Genomic DNA, 16,803 nt, shown 5'->3' with positions numbered 1-16,803 from the left:
TTATTATTAAACCTTCCACTTACTAACACCTCCCCTCTGGATTATTAAAATCCCTCTTAAGTTAAGACTATTGATTTTATTTTAAAACAAATATTGTGGACATTTGTAGAGAAGCCATCTGAACCAATCGAGCATTGAATAACAAAGAAATCGTAAAAACCTTGCAGCTTACCATGCAGTTGATGGAATTGCATGAAGATAACGCCTTCAAAATCAAGGGGTACCAATCGGCTATCACCGCCATTGAAAGGGGAGGTGTATCCTTGGATAAACTGGATTCAGCTCAGTTGCAGGAATTACCGGGAATTGGGAAAAGCATTGCCGAAGCCATCATCCAAATCCGGGAAAGCGGGACGCATCCCTTTCTTGAAGGCCTACTGGAAAAAACACCGCAGGGAATTCTCGAATTACTTAAAATAAAGGGCTTGGGTCCAAAGAAGATCAAAACGCTTTGGAAAGAATTAGAAATCACCTCAACCCACGAACTGATGGAAGCATGCCAATCAGGTCAGGTAGCAAAAATCAAGGGATTTGGTGAGAAAACTCAGGAAAGCATTATTCAGAAACTGGAATTTAATGCTTCCAACAAGGGTAAATGGCTGTTCGCAGACATTGATGATGAAGGAGCTTTGTTAATGACTACATTGAAAAAGGTGCTGGGGAATGACGTTTTAGCTCCTGTGGGGTCTTACGGTAAAATGGCTGAAATCGTTGACGATCTTACCTTTTTAATCGGAACAGATAACCCAAAAGACACCCTCAAAAAGATCGGTAAAATTGAGGAGCTTCACCGGAACGACCGCCTATGTAGCCCGTTTCGCTGGCAGGGCGAATGGAAAGAAATGGGACTGCAGGTTATCTTGCTTTTGGCCGAAAAAGATAAATTTATCAGGAAAAAACTTCTTCTGACTTCCAGTCCCTCCCACTTGTTACACCCAGTAGAAGGAACCAGTACGCTGGGGGAATATTTTTACCGGAAAAACTTTACTTCGGAAGAAGAAGCCTACACCAGTGCCGGAATGCCATACATTCCGGCAGACTTGCGAGAAGGAAACGGAGAACTGGAATGGGCTCAAGATCATTCCCTGGACGAATTATTAACGCTTAAGGACTTAAAAGGCCCCCTACACAACCATTCGACCTACAGTGATGGTAAGAATAAGCTGGAGGACCTGGCAGCATATTGCAAATCGGCTGGATACGAATACCTGGGGATAGCCGATCATAGCCGCTCTGCCTTCTATGCCAATGGGCTGGACGAGGACAGGATTCGAATTCAGCACGAAGAAATAGACCGTCTGAACGAGTCCCTCGCTCCCTTTCGTATTTTTAAGGGCATAGAAAGTGACATCCTTACAGATGGCAGTCTGGATTATTCAGCAGAAGTACTGGCCAGCTTTGATTACATCGTGGCCTCCATCCATTCCGGTCTAAGTATGGACTCCAAAAAGGCAACGGAGCGATTGATAAGGGCTATTCAAAATCCTCACACCACCATTCTCGGCCACCCTACCGGAAGATTACTTCTTCGAAGAGAAGGGTATCCGATTGATCATCGGGCAGTAATCGACGCTTGTGCCCACTATCAGGTGGTTATCGAGATCAACGCCAACCCCTGGCGTCTTGACCTAGATTGGCATTGGGTCAGGTACGCGATGGAGCAGGGAGTGACCCTGAGTATTAATCCGGATGCACATGAAAATGAGGGGATCAATGACATGAAATACGGGGTAATCGTGGGAAGAAAGGGTGGCTTAACCAAAGACATGACCCTTAATACCAAATCGGCTGAAGATCTGAACCAATACTTTCAAGAGCGCAAAAAAAACAAGTTATGATGGGATCAACAAACAAGGCTGAAAAATCTTTGAGCCGCTCTTTTTTAGCAGGACTGGCTGGTATTCTTTTTTGTATGGTGCCCTTGGTACTTCTGGCCTGGCAATTACCCGGAACTGCCTACGGAAGTTATTTTACGGGGATTGGGTTGGCCCTTCAGTTATTAGGAATTAGCCTGGCAGTTTTGGTCCTGAGGGCGAGAAATCTGGACGCCACCCAAAAGGAAAAAGCAAAAAAAATGGTTCTGGTATTGGGGGTCGCCTTTCTTTTTTTCGTTTTAGTGTGATCGCAATCCGGCCAGTCTGACTTTTGTCTCCGGAATGAACAACAAAAAACTTACCGCAGGTTTTAGATTTTTTGATTTATACTTGCTCACCCAAGTATGCAGTGCCTTTTTACAAAAAAATTCTTGCGGTAATTCCCCCAAAATCCTACCTTGAAATTTATTCCAGCCAAATAACCCATCATGCAAAGAAGATCCTCTCTAAAAAAAATCCTATTAGCCGCAGGCACTGGTTTGATTTTGCCCGGAATTAATGCCAATGCTTTCTCATTGCCTATTTCCAACATGAGGGCACCGGGCCCGTTTTACCTGTTCACCAAAGTTCTTCAATGGCTCTCTCTCAGCGAGGTGCCGGAAACCGTGAAGACCCTGGGATTTGAGGGGATAGACCTTCCGGTAAGAAAAAACGGGTTTTTTGACAAGGATGAATTATCAAAAAAATTACCGGCCATAGTCTCAGCAAGTGATAGACTGGGGCTGAGCAGACCTGTTCTCACTACAGACATGAATGTAGGGCAAATGGACCAAATGGACGAGTTTCTCCGAATCCTGGCTGGGGAAGGAATAAAAGACTACCGGATGGGTTACCTCTCTTTTGCCTCAAAAGATATCATAGAGGAGCTAAAAAGACTAAACGGGGAGATGAGGAAGTTAGCAGAACTTCATGCCAAACATGGTGTGACCGGACACTATCAAAACCACGCCGGGAAAAGAATCGGGGGGTCGGTCTGGGAAATTTACCACCTGTTAGAGGGTATTAATCCCGATCACATCGGCGTGCAGTTTGACTTGAGGCATTCCCAGGTAGAGGGGTACCAGTCTTACGAAAACGTGTTTCATCTGATTAGCGATCAAATCAGAAGTTTTGACCTCAAAGACTTTGTTTGGGGTAATCCAACAAACAAAAAAGACCAACCCGTCAATGTACCGTTGGGTAAAGGACAAGTAGACTTCCAGCTACTTTTGGAACACAAAGGGTTTACGGGTAAGCTGCCTAAAATACTCCATGTAGAATACGATCTGGGAGGTGCAGAACACGGCGATGCTTCCCCTACCATGGGTAAAAAAGAAATTTTATCCGCTATAGAAAAAGATGTAATTGCTTATCGGCAAATGATGCCTTGATCCGGTATTGTTTCATCTGTTTATATTTTTTTTTCAGCAGTCAGATGGAATCTCGCATGGCTTATAATCATCCCAATGTGTGACGGGTACGTCATGCTCGATTTCATCTGTTTATAATTTGCTTTTCAAAGGCCACATAGCCTGTCCCGAATTTTTTCGGGAGAATCTCGCATGGTTGATATTCATCCCGGTGTGTGACGTTCTCGTAATACCTCCCTGCCATCCTTTAGGCAGGCTCAATTTTATGCTTCGTCGGCCAGGGCTTTTGAAAGCACCTTGGTGGCGGCAGCGGAATGGGACAGGGTAAGGGCTTTTTGCCGGCCTTTCTCAGACATTTTATTCCAGGTTTTCTGAATAATTCCTATCAGCTTGGATTCTTCATGCTGGTGTTTTTGGTAAAACTCTTCAAAATAATATTTCAGAAACACCAGACAGATCACATCTTCCAGCGCCTGAACGCCGGGGTCTGTTTTCAGCCTTCTTTTATTCAGATAGTCGTCTACTCTGCGAATTTCCTCCTGGGAATATCCGTTTGATAGCATGATTTCACCTGCTATTTTACCATGGAATTGCTTGAGTTTGGTTCGCCAAAGCAAGTATCCTTTTCGGTCCATAGGAAAGTCTTCTCTGGGAATCGACCAACGGCTAATATGTTGGCAACGCGCAGCCACTCGCAGGCATTCTTCGGCATCAGGATACGTTTCCATTAACATCTCGGACATGCGTATCCCGTAAATCAATTCTTTCGCAAAAGATTTACCACCTACCAATTCCTGATTCGGGTCCTGTGCATTGACCGCGTCAATATCTTTGATGGTGTTTTTAAATCGGGATGCGCTGATTTCACTCATTTTTTAAATGTTGTTGGGATAATAAATGTACAAACAAGCCCCCGCATTTCACAGCAGTTCACAACAATTCGCAGGTTGGAAGCATTCCTAGGGCCACTAAAAAACTACTTCCGCCCACTTTGGGAACCTGTTTCAATAAGCAAACCACATTAGTTAACGAAACCATAGCGGCTTTTCCGTGCATCTTTAATAAATTTGTTTAATTTTGCACCAATTTAGCCAAATGTAAAGTACTTCAAAAACCATCAAGCATGCCAAAAGACAGTAGCATCAAACATGTCCTCATCATCGGTAGCGGTCCCATCATCATTGGTCAGGCCTGCGAATTTGATTATGCCGGCTCCCAGGCGGCGCGTTCGCTCCGGGAAGAAGGAATCAAAGTAACCCTAATCAATTCCAATCCGGCCACCATAATGACCGATCCGGTGACAGCAGACAATGTTTATTTGTTGCCGTTGGAGAAAAAATCCATCGTTCAAATTTTAAAGGAGCACCCTGATATTGATTGTGTATTGCCGACCATGGGCGGGCAAACAGCGCTCAATCTTGCCATAGATTGTGATAAAGCCGGAATCTGGCAAAAGTTTGGGACGAAAATGATCGGAGTAGACATAGATGCCATAGAAACTGCCGAAAACAGGGAGAAATTCAAGGCATTGATGGAGAAGTTGAATGTGGACGTTTGCATTGGGCGGACGGCTACTTCTTTTCTTCAGGGAAAAGAAATTGCCCAGGAAATCGGTTTTCCCCTGGTCATTAGACCTTCCTACACCCTTGGCGGAACCGGAGGTGGATTTGTAGACGGACCTGATAGTTTTGAGAAAGCGCTTAGTGCGGGCCTTCAGGCCTCCCCTACCCACGAGGTACTAATCGAACAGAGTATTATGGGTTGGAAAGAATACGAACTGGAGGTATTGCGTGATAATATTGGCAACATGGTGGTAATCTGTTCTATTGAGAACTTTGACCCTATGGGAGTACATACCGGAGATTCCATCACCGTGGCTCCCGCCATGACGCTGCCGGATACGGTTTACCAGGAAATGAGAAACAAGGCCATCCGCATGATGAACGGCATCGGTAATTTTGCTGGTGGATGTAACGTACAATTTGCGGTAAGCCCGGATAACCAAACCATCATTGGTGTGGAAATCAATCCCAGGGTATCCCGATCTTCTGCGCTGGCTTCCAAGGCTACCGGATATCCCATTGCAAAAGTAGCAGCCAAACTTTCCATAGGATACAATCTGGATGAGTTAAAAAACTCCATCACCGGAAATACTTCCGCCTTTTTCGAACCTGCCATTGACTACGTAATCGTAAAAATACCACGATGGAATTTTGATAAATTTAAAGGATCGGACAGAAAACTGGGACTTTCGATGAAAGCCGTCGGGGAGGTAATGGGAATCGGCCGAAACTTTCAGGAAGCCCTTCAAAAAGCTTGTCAATCACTGGAAATCAAAAGGAACGGGCTTGGTGCTGACGGAAAGGAACTGAAAAATCAGGATGAAATATTATACAGCCTGGCCAACCCCAGTTGGAACAGGCTATTTCACATCTACGATGCCTTTAAACTTGGGATTTCCTTCCGGACTATTCAAGATCTGACGAAAATTGACAAATGGTTTTTGAAGCAAATTGAGGAGTTAGTGCATTTGGACATTACCATCGGAAAAGAGACCCTGCAGACCATCGACGCCGAACTGATGAAAAAAGCGAAGCATAAGGGGTATGCTGACAGGCAAATAGCCCATTTACTGGGATGCCTGGAAAGTGAGGTCTTCAACAAAAGAAGGGATGAAATGGGCATTCGCCGGGTATTCAAATTGGTGGACACCTGCGCTGCCGAATTTGAAGCTCAAACCCCCTATTTCTATTCCAGTTTCGGTGAAGAAAACGAATCCGAAGTTTCTGATAAGAAGAAGGTGGTAGTCCTGGGATCAGGACCCAACCGGGTAGGTCAGGGAATCGAGTTCGATTACTCCTGCGTTCACGGCGTGCTGGCAGCGAAGGAATGTGGTTATGAAACAATCATGATTAACTGCAACCCGGAAACCGTTTCCACTGATTTTGACATTGCAGATAAGCTTTACTTTGAGCCGGTATTTTGGGAACATATTTATGAGATCATTCTCCATGAAAACCCCATTGGTGTAATTGTGCAATTGGGTGGACAAACGGCGCTAAAATTGGCCGAAAAGCTGGATAAATACAATATCCCCATTTTGGGGACCAGTTTCAGAGCGCTAGACCTGGCGGAAGACCGTGGACAATTTTCCTCTTTACTGAAAGAAAACGGTGTTCCTTATCCCGAGTTTGGCACCATTCACAGTACCGATGAGGCACTGGAGCTGTGCAAAACATTAGGGTTCCCCCTATTGGTAAGGCCATCTTATGTGCTGGGCGGCCAGGGAATGAAGATCGTCATCAATGAAAAAGAACTGGAACAGCATGTAGTAAATGTGCTACGGGACATTCCTAATAATGAAATCCTGCTCGATCATTTTCTGGAAGGAGCCATTGAGGCCGAAGCTGACGCTATCTGCGACGGAGAAAATGTGTATATCATCGGTATCATGCAACATATAGAGCCGGCTGGGATCCATTCCGGCGACTCTTACGCCGTTCTTCCTCCCTACAATCTCGGGGACCTGGTGATCCGGCAAATTGAAACCTTTACCGAAAAAATCGCTTTGGCTCTGGAAACCAAAGGCCTGATCAATATTCAGTTTGCCATTAAAAACGATAAAGTGTACGTCATCGAAGCTAATCCCAGGGCATCCCGTACCGTGCCGTTTATCTGCAAAGCATATAGGGAACCCTACGTTAACTACGCCACCAAGGTGATGTTAGGGGAAAGGAAAGTAACAGACTTCAATTTCGCCCCCTTCAAAAAAGGGTATGCCATAAAGGAACCGGTCTTTTCATTTCATAAATTCCCAAATGTCAATAAGGAGCTGGGGCCTGAAATGAAATCAACGGGAGAGGCCATTTATTTTATCGATGACCTGATGGATGATTACTTTCTTAAAATCTATGCCGAGAGAAACCTTTACCTGAGCAGGTAACTGTCGGATAGTCTCTTAACCCCGGCCTCCTTTCCCGGAGGCCGGGCTATTTTTAATTGCTCCCAGGAGAAAAGCGAATTGGTTTTTCTATTATTTTTCATTTAATATTGAATGGTGAAATGAAAATTTCCGTTAGGAGATTAAAGGGTTGACTTATCATCCCCACTTCAATCACTGGATTTTCAAAATTGGTTACCATGATTTTAAAGATTATTATATTCTTCATTGCCTTGGGGTGGATATTTTCAAGTCTGCTTCGTTACTTCCTAAATAGCAAACTGAAAAAATTTGCCGATCAGGTTCAGGCTGCCCAACGGGAAGAGGCTAGAAAAAAAAATAAACCCAGGGACGGAAATGTCAATGTGGATTTCGTGCCGGGCGAACAGAAAAAAGGCTCATCTGGAAACATTTCCGGTGGAGATTATATCGATTATGAGGAAGTGAAAGATTAATAATAGATCGTATACTTTTTAAATTTATTCTATCCCCCAAAAAAGAATTTCTGCTTCGTTCCCGATTTCCCTATTTTTTGATAAATTTAGAGAGAAATGAAGCAATTCGTCGCTATACTGCTCTTAGGGTGTTTTACCTGCTACCATTTTGGGTTCTATGCCTTCTATGCTGCGTATCAATATAAAATTGAAAAGGATTGGGAGCAAAGGGTCTTTGAGGAATCTTTTGAAGGGAAGCGGATAATGAAAATCCCCATGAAGCTTCCCTATGCGTTCGAAGAAGAAGGTTTTCAGCTGGCAAACATCCCTTTCAAACTGGACGGAAAGGCTTATCGGGCTATCAAAAAAAGATTTATTAATGACACTTTCGAACTGGTTTATGTACCCGATCGGGCAAAAATCATTTTAGAATTAAATACCAAACAGTGGGTATTATCCCTGGTGGAAACCTCAAATTCAAGTGAGCAGAATAAGATAATCAGCCAACCCTCCGTTAAGGACTACCTTCTCCCGCTTTTTTCCTTACATTTTTATATTCCAGATTCAAGTCAATTCCATTGGAAAGAACTTCTTACCCATAAATGGGATAAAATTTCAATTTGCATACCTTCACCTCCACCCTGGAATGCATTTTTTGCACCCCTGGCACCTGACCTGGGATAAATTTCCTTTCGTCGCAGCTCTTCAGGACAACCGGTCTTTCACTTAATTAACCTGACTGCGGGGCTTCTGGTTGTTTCGCCACAAAAAACGCCCGTATCTGAAAGCTGTAGCGACAAATACCTGGGAAAAGAAATGCTTTTCAATCCAGTTCCTTTTAAGGAATCTAATTGGTTTTAATATGGGAGTATCCTCCTTTCGTTAAGACTAATTATTTAATCTACTTAAATCTACTTACTGGAAAAAAGAAAGGAACCCTTTCCCATTTTCTAGTTGACGAATAGGGAAAACCAGGTTTTGTGCTTATCAATATTTTATTGTTTTACTCTAATGTACTTAACCAATGAAGAATAAACTTTCATTACTTATTTCTTGCACCCTTATCCTGTTCTTTCTACCAGAGATAAGAACCAATGCGCAGGGATGCGTAGCCATCCGGCAATTCTCAGGAATTGGCAACTCCCTCAACCAGGGAGAACTCCTTCAACAGGGGGAATGGAATTTACTCACTAATTACCGGTATTTCCGGTCTTTCAGGCATTTTAAGGGATCGCATGAAGAGCCAGACCGCGTTACCAACAACACAGAAGTGATTAATTGGTCCCATTCGGTGGACCTGAACATCAGCTACGCATTCACCAACCGGCTATACGGCCTGGTTTCCTTACCCTTTGTTTACAATGAGAGAAGTTCACTATACGAACATGGCAGAACCGAAAGGCATACCAGTTACTCCCAGGGAATAGCAGATATGAGAATAGGGGCAGGCTATTGGCTCTTAAGTGGTGATAACGCCAAAAACGGAAACATGGCCATTGGAGCCAGTTTAAAATTACCCACCGGAAATTACAATGCAAAAAGTTCCTTCTTTAACGTAAACGGGCCTGGAAGTCAGGAAAGAAGACCCGTGGATCAATCCATCCAGCCTGGAGACGGTGGCTTTGGGCTCATTGTAGACACGCAGGGCCTTCGCTTTTTAGGGAAAGAGTTCGTCCTGTTTTACGATGGCTTCTACCTTATTAATCCCCGAACGACCAATGGCACCCGTACCTTTCGGGAAACTCTAAGCCCCGTTTTATCGAATGAAGCTATAATGGCTGTTCCCGATCAATTCGCCCTTAGAGCCGGAATTTTCAAGTCTCTATTTGTTCACGGAATGGGAATCTCTTTGGGTGGAAGGATAGAAGGAGTACCTGTTAGGGATCTTTTCGGCGGGGATGAAGGATTTCGAAGGCCCGGATATGTGATTTCAATCGAACCTGGATTCAGTTACATGATCAATAATTTAACTATTAATCTGAATGTGCCAGTAGCCTTGCACCGAAACCGAACGAGAAGCGTAACGGACATTGCTGCATCTACCCCTGATAATTACCGCCATGGGGATGCTGCTTTTGCCGATTATCTCCTTAATGTAGGATTGGCCTGGAGATTTGTTAAAAAAGAAACAAGCCCCTTTAACCAATTTTAACCCCTCCCCCCGAGTGATCGGGGGGAATTTACCTTCCTCCATTACCACGCAGGTCATTTCTGCAGTTTTCATCCAGCGTGGGAATGGTTTGGGGGGTGAATCGTAATACATTATCGGTTTCCACGGTCCAATACATCAAACAGGAATCATTGTCACAATGATATTCCTTTCCCTGATCCTCATGAGGAGTTACCATTTCACTGCCTACATTTACCAATCCCAAAAGATGCCCCAATTCATGCAATGCTACGGTTGTTTCCAGTGTGCCTCTGGAGGGTCTTCCGAGTCCTCCGGAGTTCTCGGCAATTCTCTTTCCGAATAGGACCATACTTGTATTTCGGTAAGCAGCTCCTATGGTAAAGAACTCTTCTTCATTTTGCATGTAGGAACCATCCACTACTAAAAAAAACACCGAGACCGTATTTCCGTCATTATAACTTTCACGATACCTGTCCTCCAGATTGCCAATATCCTCGGTAGAATAGAATTCCTCGCCCTCTGCGGGTATTTCTCTTTCAATGATCTCAATCCCCCCTGGCTTGAGAGTCGTTTCCTGAAGAAATTCAACCATGGATTCCATCAAATAATCAGTAGGTTTATACCCTTTCATGTAAACTACCTCCAGCTCCAAATTGGAAAATCGATCATCAGATAACAAAAAAGTAGCGGATTTTCCCACATCCCACCTGGCAGCGGCCATTCCTACAAAAGGATCTTCTCGTTCAGGCACTGAACAAGAAAAAAAGACCCCAATAAGTAACCCATAAAAAGCAAGTTTCCTGAATAAAATTTTCATGCAATAGGATTTTAATCGGCTCGAATATGTCTTCGGCGTATAAACAACTATACGTGAAACAACGGCGTAACCTTTGTAAACCATACATTGTTTATACTTTTTCCGAACTAAAACTTCAAAATTAGAAAAAAAATAGAAGCAGAAATACTAAAAATGGCACAAAATTGGTTATCAGGGCAAGGATACTCAATAATTAATTTAACCCGCACGAACAGATGAAAAATTTAGTAATCGCAATTCTTTTTTCCGGGCTAATCCTCGGAGAAGTAAAAGGACAGGTCTTTACGGTAGGTCCCAAATTCGGTGTTTCTCAGGGAGATGTGCACGTTACGGACGGTTTCCGGGGAGAGGATTCCAAAATGGGCTACCATTTGGGGGCTTTTGCACGGATAAATTTACCCATTATTTTCCTTCAACCGGAGGTATTGTACACCAATACCGGTGGCTCCTTTTCCAACAATTCCTTTAACTACGACGTTTCCTTCGACAGGTTGGACGTTCCGTTAATGATAGGAGTCAAATTGGGAGGAGTTTTAAGGCTCCAGGCAGGACCAGTAGCCAGCTACCTGATCAATGGGGACATCGTGGCTAATAATGGTACGCGCCAGAAAATCATACCGCCAAAAGAAGAATTTACCTATGGATACCAGGCAGGAGTCGGGGTAGATATTGGTAATTTTTTGATGGATCTGAAATACGAAGGGGCCCTTTCTAATTCTGTTAACACGTTTCCTCAGGTTCAAACTGACCAGCGACAAAATCAACTGATCGTGTCCCTTGGTTTTAAGTTGTTTTGATAATCGTCGTCCGCATATTTCGTCTGTTTATAATTTGTTTTAAGCGGCCAGATAGCCTGTCCCGATCTTTAATCGGGAGAATCTCGCATGCTTTATAATCATCCCCTTGTGTGACGTATTCGTCATGCTCGATTTCATATGAAATTAGCTTTATGAGAACTGGTCTATTGGTGGATGTTTAGACCAGTTCTTTTACTTTTGCTTCTTTGGTTAAACTTTTTTTGGCCAGGAATATCAGCGCAAAGGAAAGGACAAACAAAATGGCGGCTATAATGGAAAGCACGTACGCATCTTTCTGAAAATTCTGCCAGGCGAATAAACCCAGGGAACTCAAGGTAACCGTAAACATGAAAAACATGGGAATAGTCACAAAGGTCGGGTTAATCTTTTTCTTGATTAACCAGACGGATATGGTCAGTAGTGCTAAAGCAGCCAAGAGTTGATTGGCTGATCCAAAGATAGGCCAGAGCGTGGCAAAGCCTCCGCTGCCTAGCAAAAGAACAGAAAGCACCACCACTACACCGGTGGAAATGTACCTGTTTTGAGAAATTTTCTTACCAACAGGTTGCTTTACATCTTCAAAATATTCCTGAAGGGTGAATCTGGCTAAACGGGTACAGGTGTCCAGGGTGGTAAGGGCAAATGCTGACACTGTCAGGGCCACAAATCCTACCGCAAAGGATTCGGGTACGCCCATGGAAGATATGATGGTTCCCAATCCGTCTGCAAATAAAGGCACGGGGCCTTCTGCTCCCAGCCGTGACAAATAATCCGAACGGGTCAAAACCACTACGGCACCCACCGAGATAATTGCCAGAAAAGATTCGATTAACATCCCTCCAAAACCGACCAGTTTGGCATCGGTCTCTTTGTCAAGTTGTTTGGAAGTGGTTCCCGAAGCAACCAGGGAATGAAACCCGCTAATGGCTCCGCAGGCGATGGTAACAAAAAGAACTGGAAAAAGATATCCCAGGTTTTCATCGGTCACATGTACTTTTGTGTCCATGGCGATGGTGGGATTGGCTACAAAGACGCCCACGATAGCCGCTAGAATTAGACCGTATAACAAAAAACTATTGAGATAGTCTCTAGGTTGCAGCAACATGGACACAGGAGTAACGGAGGCTATAAAGGCATAGATAAGTAATATATAAATCCATACCTGGTAATTGAGGACGAAGGGAATCTGCATGCCAACGTAGACAAAAAAATACATTAGCGTCACCCCCAGAACAGAAGCAATTAAAAATGCCTTCTTGCGATTACCGGTCCATTTGGTTACCAGACCAAATAAAACCGCCAGGATGATGAACAGGATTGAAGCCGAAGCCACGCCTGGATTACTTACAAAGGTTTTGGCTATGATATCTGCAAAAACGGCAATAATCAATATGAGTGTAGAAAAACTAAAAAGAATGAACAGCCGCTTACCCTTTTTGCCGATATTATTTTGGATGATGACGCCAATGGATTTGCCATCATTTCTAAGCGAGGCTACCATGCTTCCAAGATCATGAACCGCTCCAAAGAAGACCCCCCCTATCAAAATCCAAATCACAGCAGGTACCCATCCAAAAGTAATGGCAATGATAGGCCCAACAATGGGGCCGGCACCCGCAATGGATGCAAAATGATGCCCCAGAACGACGATAGGTTTACTGGGCACATAATCTACCCCATCGTTTAATCGATGAGATGGCGTTAGATTATCGTTGTTGATCTTAAATTTTTTAAAGACGTATTTACCGTAAATAAAATACGCACCAGCCAATATGATAGCAGAAAAAACAAATAGATAGGTGAGTTGCATGGTATGGATTCAGATTAATTACTTAAAGATAATCAGAAAATTGATTTCGTCAGAAATAAACCCTAATTTAAAAAAGTTATCAGTTTTTGGCATGGAAGACAAGCGTTAAGAAAGGGAATTTTGATCCTGCCCCTGATTCTCCTCACGAAAGCCCCCATTTTCGCCATGGAAAGAGAAACCCTTATATTTGTAGGAATAGCATTTGGAATTTTGGTGTTTAGCCATGTTTTCTTGTGGCTGCTATTCCCTAAATTAGCCCAACTGGTTTATAAGCCGAAGACTGAAAAAGGCAAGCGATCCATGCGGAAATTTTCCACTGCGCTAAAATGGGGCTTCTTTATCGCCATTTTCCCCCTGATCGAACCTTTCTTTTCGCCGCCCGGGTTGGAACACTTGGGAAAGCAGGATTTTTTTATTGTCCTGGCAATTATCAATCTTACCTGGATCATCATTGAGCTGTCCAATGTAATGCGGCATGCATTTTTAGAAAATTTCACTTCTAACAAAGAAAATAATTTAAGAGAGAGACGAATACTTACGCAGGTGGCTTTTATCCGAAAGCTATTCATCATCATTGTGATTATTGTTGCACTTTCTGCCATTTTGATGCATTTTGAATCGGCACGTAAGATCGGAGCCGGCTTACTTACCTCGGCTGGAATTCTGGGGATAATCGTAGGATTGGCGGCCCAGAAATCCATTGCCAATTTACTGGCAGGATTTCAAATTGCCTTCACGCAGCCCATTCGCATTGATGATGTGGTAGTAGTGGAAGAAGAATGGGGAAAAATAGAAGAAATTAACCTGACTTATGTAGTAGTAAAAATATGGGATCAACGAAGGTTGGTTCTTCCCATCAATTACTTTATAGAAACCCCCTTTCAAAACTGGACCAGAACTACTGCAGATATTTGGGGGACGGTATTCCTATACCTGGACCATACCATTCCTGTAGAAAAACTAAAAACAAAACTCAAAGAGATTCTGGAGGGCAGTCCGCTATGGGATAGAAAGGTTCAGGTTTTGCAGGTCACGGATTATACTGAAAAATCAGTAGAAATTCGCTGTTTAATGAGTGCAAGGGACAGCCCTACCGCCTTTGATCTCAGGTGTTTGGTAAGGGAAAAAATGTTGTCGTACCTTCAAGAGAACTATCCTGAATCCCTTCCTAAATGCCGGGTGCTACTCGAAAAAATCGAAACCAAAGACAGCGGTTGATTAACATGAAATTTTGGAGAATGCAGATTTTGGTTTTATTTAACGGATAATACGCATAAATTTGTAATCCCAATTTCATTTGGGCTGATTTAAACAAAACTTTATGGCTTGGTTTAAAAGAAAAGATGCGGGAATCAAAACCTCCACTGAGGAAAAAAAAGACACCCCCGACGGTCTGTGGTATAAAACTCCAAAAGGAAATATTATCCATACCCGTGAATTAAAAAACAACTCCTATGTCTGCCCTGATGATGACTATCACGTAAAAATAGGTTCCAAGGAATATTTTGAAATCTTGTTTGACGACAATCAGTTCAAAGAATTGGACAAAAATATGACATCTGGGGATCCGCTTAATTTTGTAGATAGCAAACCGTACACTACCCGGATCAAAGATACCATTGCTAAAACGAACCTGAATGATGCCGCACGAACCGGAGTCGGTAAACTTAACGGTTTGGACCTGGTCATCACTTGCATGGATTTTAATTTTATTGGGGGATCCATGGGGTCGGTGGTGGGAGAAAAAATATCCCGAGCCATCGACTATTCTTTGAAGCACAAGGTTCCCTTTTTGATGATCTCCAAATCGGGAGGAGCCAGAATGATGGAAGCCGGATTCAGTTTAATGCAAATGGCTAAAACTTCTGCTAAACTTGCTCTTTTGGATGATGCCGGTATTCCTTACATCTCCCTTATGACAGACCCAACTACCGGGGGCGTAACGGCCTCCTATGCCATGTTAGGAGATTTTAATTTAGCAGAGCCCGGTGCTCTGATTGGTTTTGCAGGACCCAGAGTCATCCGGGAAACCATTGGAAAAGACCTTCCCAGGGGATTTCAAAGTTCAGAGTTTGTGTTGGAACATGGTTTTCTGGATTTCATCATCGACAGGCGCCAGTTGAAAAACAGAATGTACACTTTATTAAACTTACTTCGCAATTAGCGAGTTATACCATTAGAAACATGGGATGAAAATATCCTGATAATTCAATGCTTTTGATGAAATATAAATATATTTGTACCAGTCAAATGCCAGTTAAACGCACTGATAAAGTTAAAAAATTGATTAGATGAGTTCAGTAATCATTACCTCGATTGTAGCATTTACCATTATTATTTTGCTACTGGTCTTAGTTCTTCTTTTTGCCCAATCCAAGTTGGTTGCCTCAGGTGATGTAAAAATCATCATCAACGGCGATGAGAAAAATCCACTGATTGCCTCTGCCGGCTCAACCCTGTTATCCACCCTAGGAAATAAGAAAATTTTTCTACCTTCTGCTTGTGGAGGGGGTGGAACATGTGCCATGTGCAAATGTACCATAGAAGATGGTGGAGGAGAAGTATTGCCCACCGAAGAAGGGCACCTCAGCAGGGCTGAAAAGCAAAATAACGTCAGACTTTCTTGCCAGGTAAAGGTTAAGAATGACATGAAAATTCGCATTCCCGAAGAAATCTTTGGAATCAAAAAGTGGGAATGTGAAGTGGTGTCAAATTATAACGTTTCTACGTTTATTAAAGAGTTTAAAGTCAAACTTCCTGAAGGTGAAACACTTGATTTTGAACCAGGAGGATACATACAGATCGATGTTCCGCCGATTGTCGTAACCTTCAAGGATATGGACATTACGCCACACCCTGAACTTGAGCATCCAGAGGATGTATACCAAAGTGATTGGGATAAGTTTGGTCTGTGGGATTTGGTGATGAAAAACGATGAAGAGATTTTTAGAGCTTATTCTATGGCTAATCATCCCGCTGAAGGGAACATCGTCATGCTTACGATCCGTATCGCAACACCCCCCTGGGACCGAGCGAATAACAAGTGGATGGACGTAAATCCGGGAATTTGTTCCTCCTATGTTTTTTCAAGAAAACCCGGCGATAAGGTCACCATTTCAGGTCCTTACGGGGAGTTCCACATTAACCCTACCCAAAGGGAAATGATCTATATTGGAGGAGGGGCTGGTATGGCCCCATTGCGTTCCCATCTTTTTCACCTTTTCCATACCGAAAAAACGGACCGAAAGGTATCTTACTGGTATGGGGGTCGGTCAAAGAAAGAACTATTTTACACACCTCATTTCAGAGACATCGAGGAAAACTTTCCAAATTTCAACTTCTATATCGGTCTATCTGAGCCCCTTCCTGAAGATAACTGGAAGGTAAAAAAATCTCTTGACGACAAAGAAGGTGATGGATACGTGGGATTTATTCACCAGGTACTTTATGATAACTACCTGAAAGATGTAGAAGAGCCAGATGAAATCGAATACTATCTGTGTGGACCTCCACTTATGAATTCAGCCGTCTTGAAAATGCTTGACGACATGGGGGTACCTAACGAGAATATTCGGTTTGATGACTTTGGGGGATAACTCCATTTGGGTCCCGTTATGCAAACGGGACCTTTTTTTTTCCATGTGTTTTCAT

At 43.2% G+C, this 16,803-nt stretch carries 14 protein-coding genes; 11 read left to right on the top strand and 3 right to left on the bottom strand.

The features are described 5' to 3' along the window. The first annotated feature begins 134 nt into the window (after positions 1–134). The 3 genes from GKS34_RS21710 to GKS34_RS21700 all read left to right on the top strand — a co-directional run bounded on the left by GKS34_RS21710 (position 135) and on the right by GKS34_RS21700 (position 3,244). On the top strand, positions 135–1,838 hold the full coding sequence (locus tag GKS34_RS21710; protein WP_163387097.1) for a helix-hairpin-helix domain-containing protein: 1,704 nt from the start codon (positions 135–137) through the stop codon (positions 1,836–1,838). Beyond that, on the top strand, positions 1,835–2,122 hold the full coding sequence (locus tag GKS34_RS21705) for a hypothetical protein (RefSeq protein WP_163387096.1): 288 nt from the start codon (positions 1,835–1,837) through the stop codon (positions 2,120–2,122). Before GKS34_RS21710 ends, GKS34_RS21705 begins: the two co-directional genes overlap by 4 nt. A gap of 180 nt (positions 2,123–2,302) precedes the next feature. After that, positions 2,303–3,244, top strand: a complete 942-nt coding sequence (locus GKS34_RS21700; protein ID WP_163387095.1) for a sugar phosphate isomerase/epimerase family protein — start codon at positions 2,303–2,305, stop codon at positions 3,242–3,244. Positions 3,245–3,486: 242 nt separating this feature from the next. Here the strand turns inward: GKS34_RS21700 and GKS34_RS21695 are convergent, their stop codons facing one another. Further along, a complete protein-coding gene (locus tag GKS34_RS21695) occupies positions 3,487–4,095 on the bottom strand; it encodes a DUF4202 domain-containing protein (protein WP_163387094.1) in 609 nt (202 codons plus the stop codon). A 251-nt stretch (positions 4,096–4,346) separates the two neighbouring features. Here GKS34_RS21695 and carB point away from each other — a divergent pair, with 251 nt between their 5' ends. From carB to GKS34_RS21675, 4 genes are all read left to right on the top strand, one after another. Then, positions 4,347–7,166, top strand: coding sequence for a carbamoyl-phosphate synthase large subunit (gene carB / locus GKS34_RS21690; RefSeq protein WP_163387093.1), 2,820 nt, complete (start codon positions 4,347–4,349; stop codon positions 7,164–7,166). A gap of 197 nt (positions 7,167–7,363) precedes the next feature. Beyond that, complete coding sequence (locus tag GKS34_RS21685) at positions 7,364–7,618, top strand: DUF4834 domain-containing protein (RefSeq protein ID WP_163387092.1); 255 nt, start codon at positions 7,364–7,366, stop codon at positions 7,616–7,618. Positions 7,619–7,714: 96 nt separating this feature from the next. Beyond that, entirely contained in the window at positions 7,715–8,281 is a 567-nt protein-coding gene (locus tag GKS34_RS21680) for a hypothetical protein (protein WP_163387091.1), read from the top strand. 340 nt (positions 8,282–8,621) lie between these two features. Continuing rightward, positions 8,622–9,749: a transporter gene (locus tag GKS34_RS21675; protein WP_163387090.1), complete on the top strand. Its 1,128-nt coding sequence runs from the start codon at positions 8,622–8,624 to the stop codon at positions 9,747–9,749. 28 nt (positions 9,750–9,777) lie between these two features. On the opposite strand, the gene GKS34_RS21670 is transcribed toward GKS34_RS21675, so the two are convergent. Beyond that, positions 9,778–10,545, bottom strand: coding sequence for a hypothetical protein (locus GKS34_RS21670; protein ID WP_163387089.1), 768 nt, complete (start codon positions 10,543–10,545; stop codon positions 9,778–9,780). Between the two features lie 215 nt (positions 10,546–10,760). Between GKS34_RS21670 and GKS34_RS21665 the strand changes: the two genes are divergently transcribed. Continuing rightward, on the top strand, positions 10,761–11,342 hold the full coding sequence (locus GKS34_RS21665) for a porin family protein (RefSeq protein WP_163387088.1): 582 nt from the start codon (positions 10,761–10,763) through the stop codon (positions 11,340–11,342). Between the two features lie 178 nt (positions 11,343–11,520). Here the strand turns inward: GKS34_RS21665 and GKS34_RS21660 are convergent, their stop codons facing one another. Continuing rightward, positions 11,521–13,152: a carbon starvation CstA family protein gene (locus tag GKS34_RS21660; protein WP_163387087.1), complete on the bottom strand. Its 1,632-nt coding sequence runs from the start codon at positions 13,150–13,152 to the stop codon at positions 11,521–11,523. Between the two features lie 165 nt (positions 13,153–13,317). Here GKS34_RS21660 and GKS34_RS21655 point away from each other — a divergent pair, with 165 nt between their 5' ends. From GKS34_RS21655 to nqrF, 3 genes are all read left to right on the top strand, one after another. Beyond that, the gene (locus tag GKS34_RS21655; protein ID WP_163387086.1) at positions 13,318–14,370 is read left to right on the top strand and encodes a mechanosensitive ion channel family protein; all 1,053 of its coding nucleotides are present in this window, start codon (positions 13,318–13,320) and stop codon (positions 14,368–14,370) included. A gap of 103 nt (positions 14,371–14,473) precedes the next feature. Continuing rightward, positions 14,474–15,316, top strand: coding sequence for an acetyl-CoA carboxylase, carboxyltransferase subunit beta (gene accD / locus GKS34_RS21650; protein ID WP_163387085.1), 843 nt, complete (start codon positions 14,474–14,476; stop codon positions 15,314–15,316). Between the two features lie 127 nt (positions 15,317–15,443). Further along, entirely contained in the window at positions 15,444–16,748 is a 1,305-nt protein-coding gene (gene nqrF / locus GKS34_RS21645; RefSeq protein WP_163387084.1) for an NADH:ubiquinone reductase (Na(+)-transporting) subunit F, read from the top strand. The last annotated feature ends 55 nt before the right edge of the window (positions 16,749–16,803 follow it).

This window comes from Cyclobacterium jeungdonense, assembly GCF_010994275.1.
Taxonomy (GTDB): Bacteria; Bacteroidota; Bacteroidia; order Cytophagales; family Cyclobacteriaceae; genus Cyclobacterium; species Cyclobacterium jeungdonense.
The sequence above is the reverse complement of the archived record's forward strand: the minus strand, read 5'-3'. Positions and strand labels throughout refer to the sequence as shown.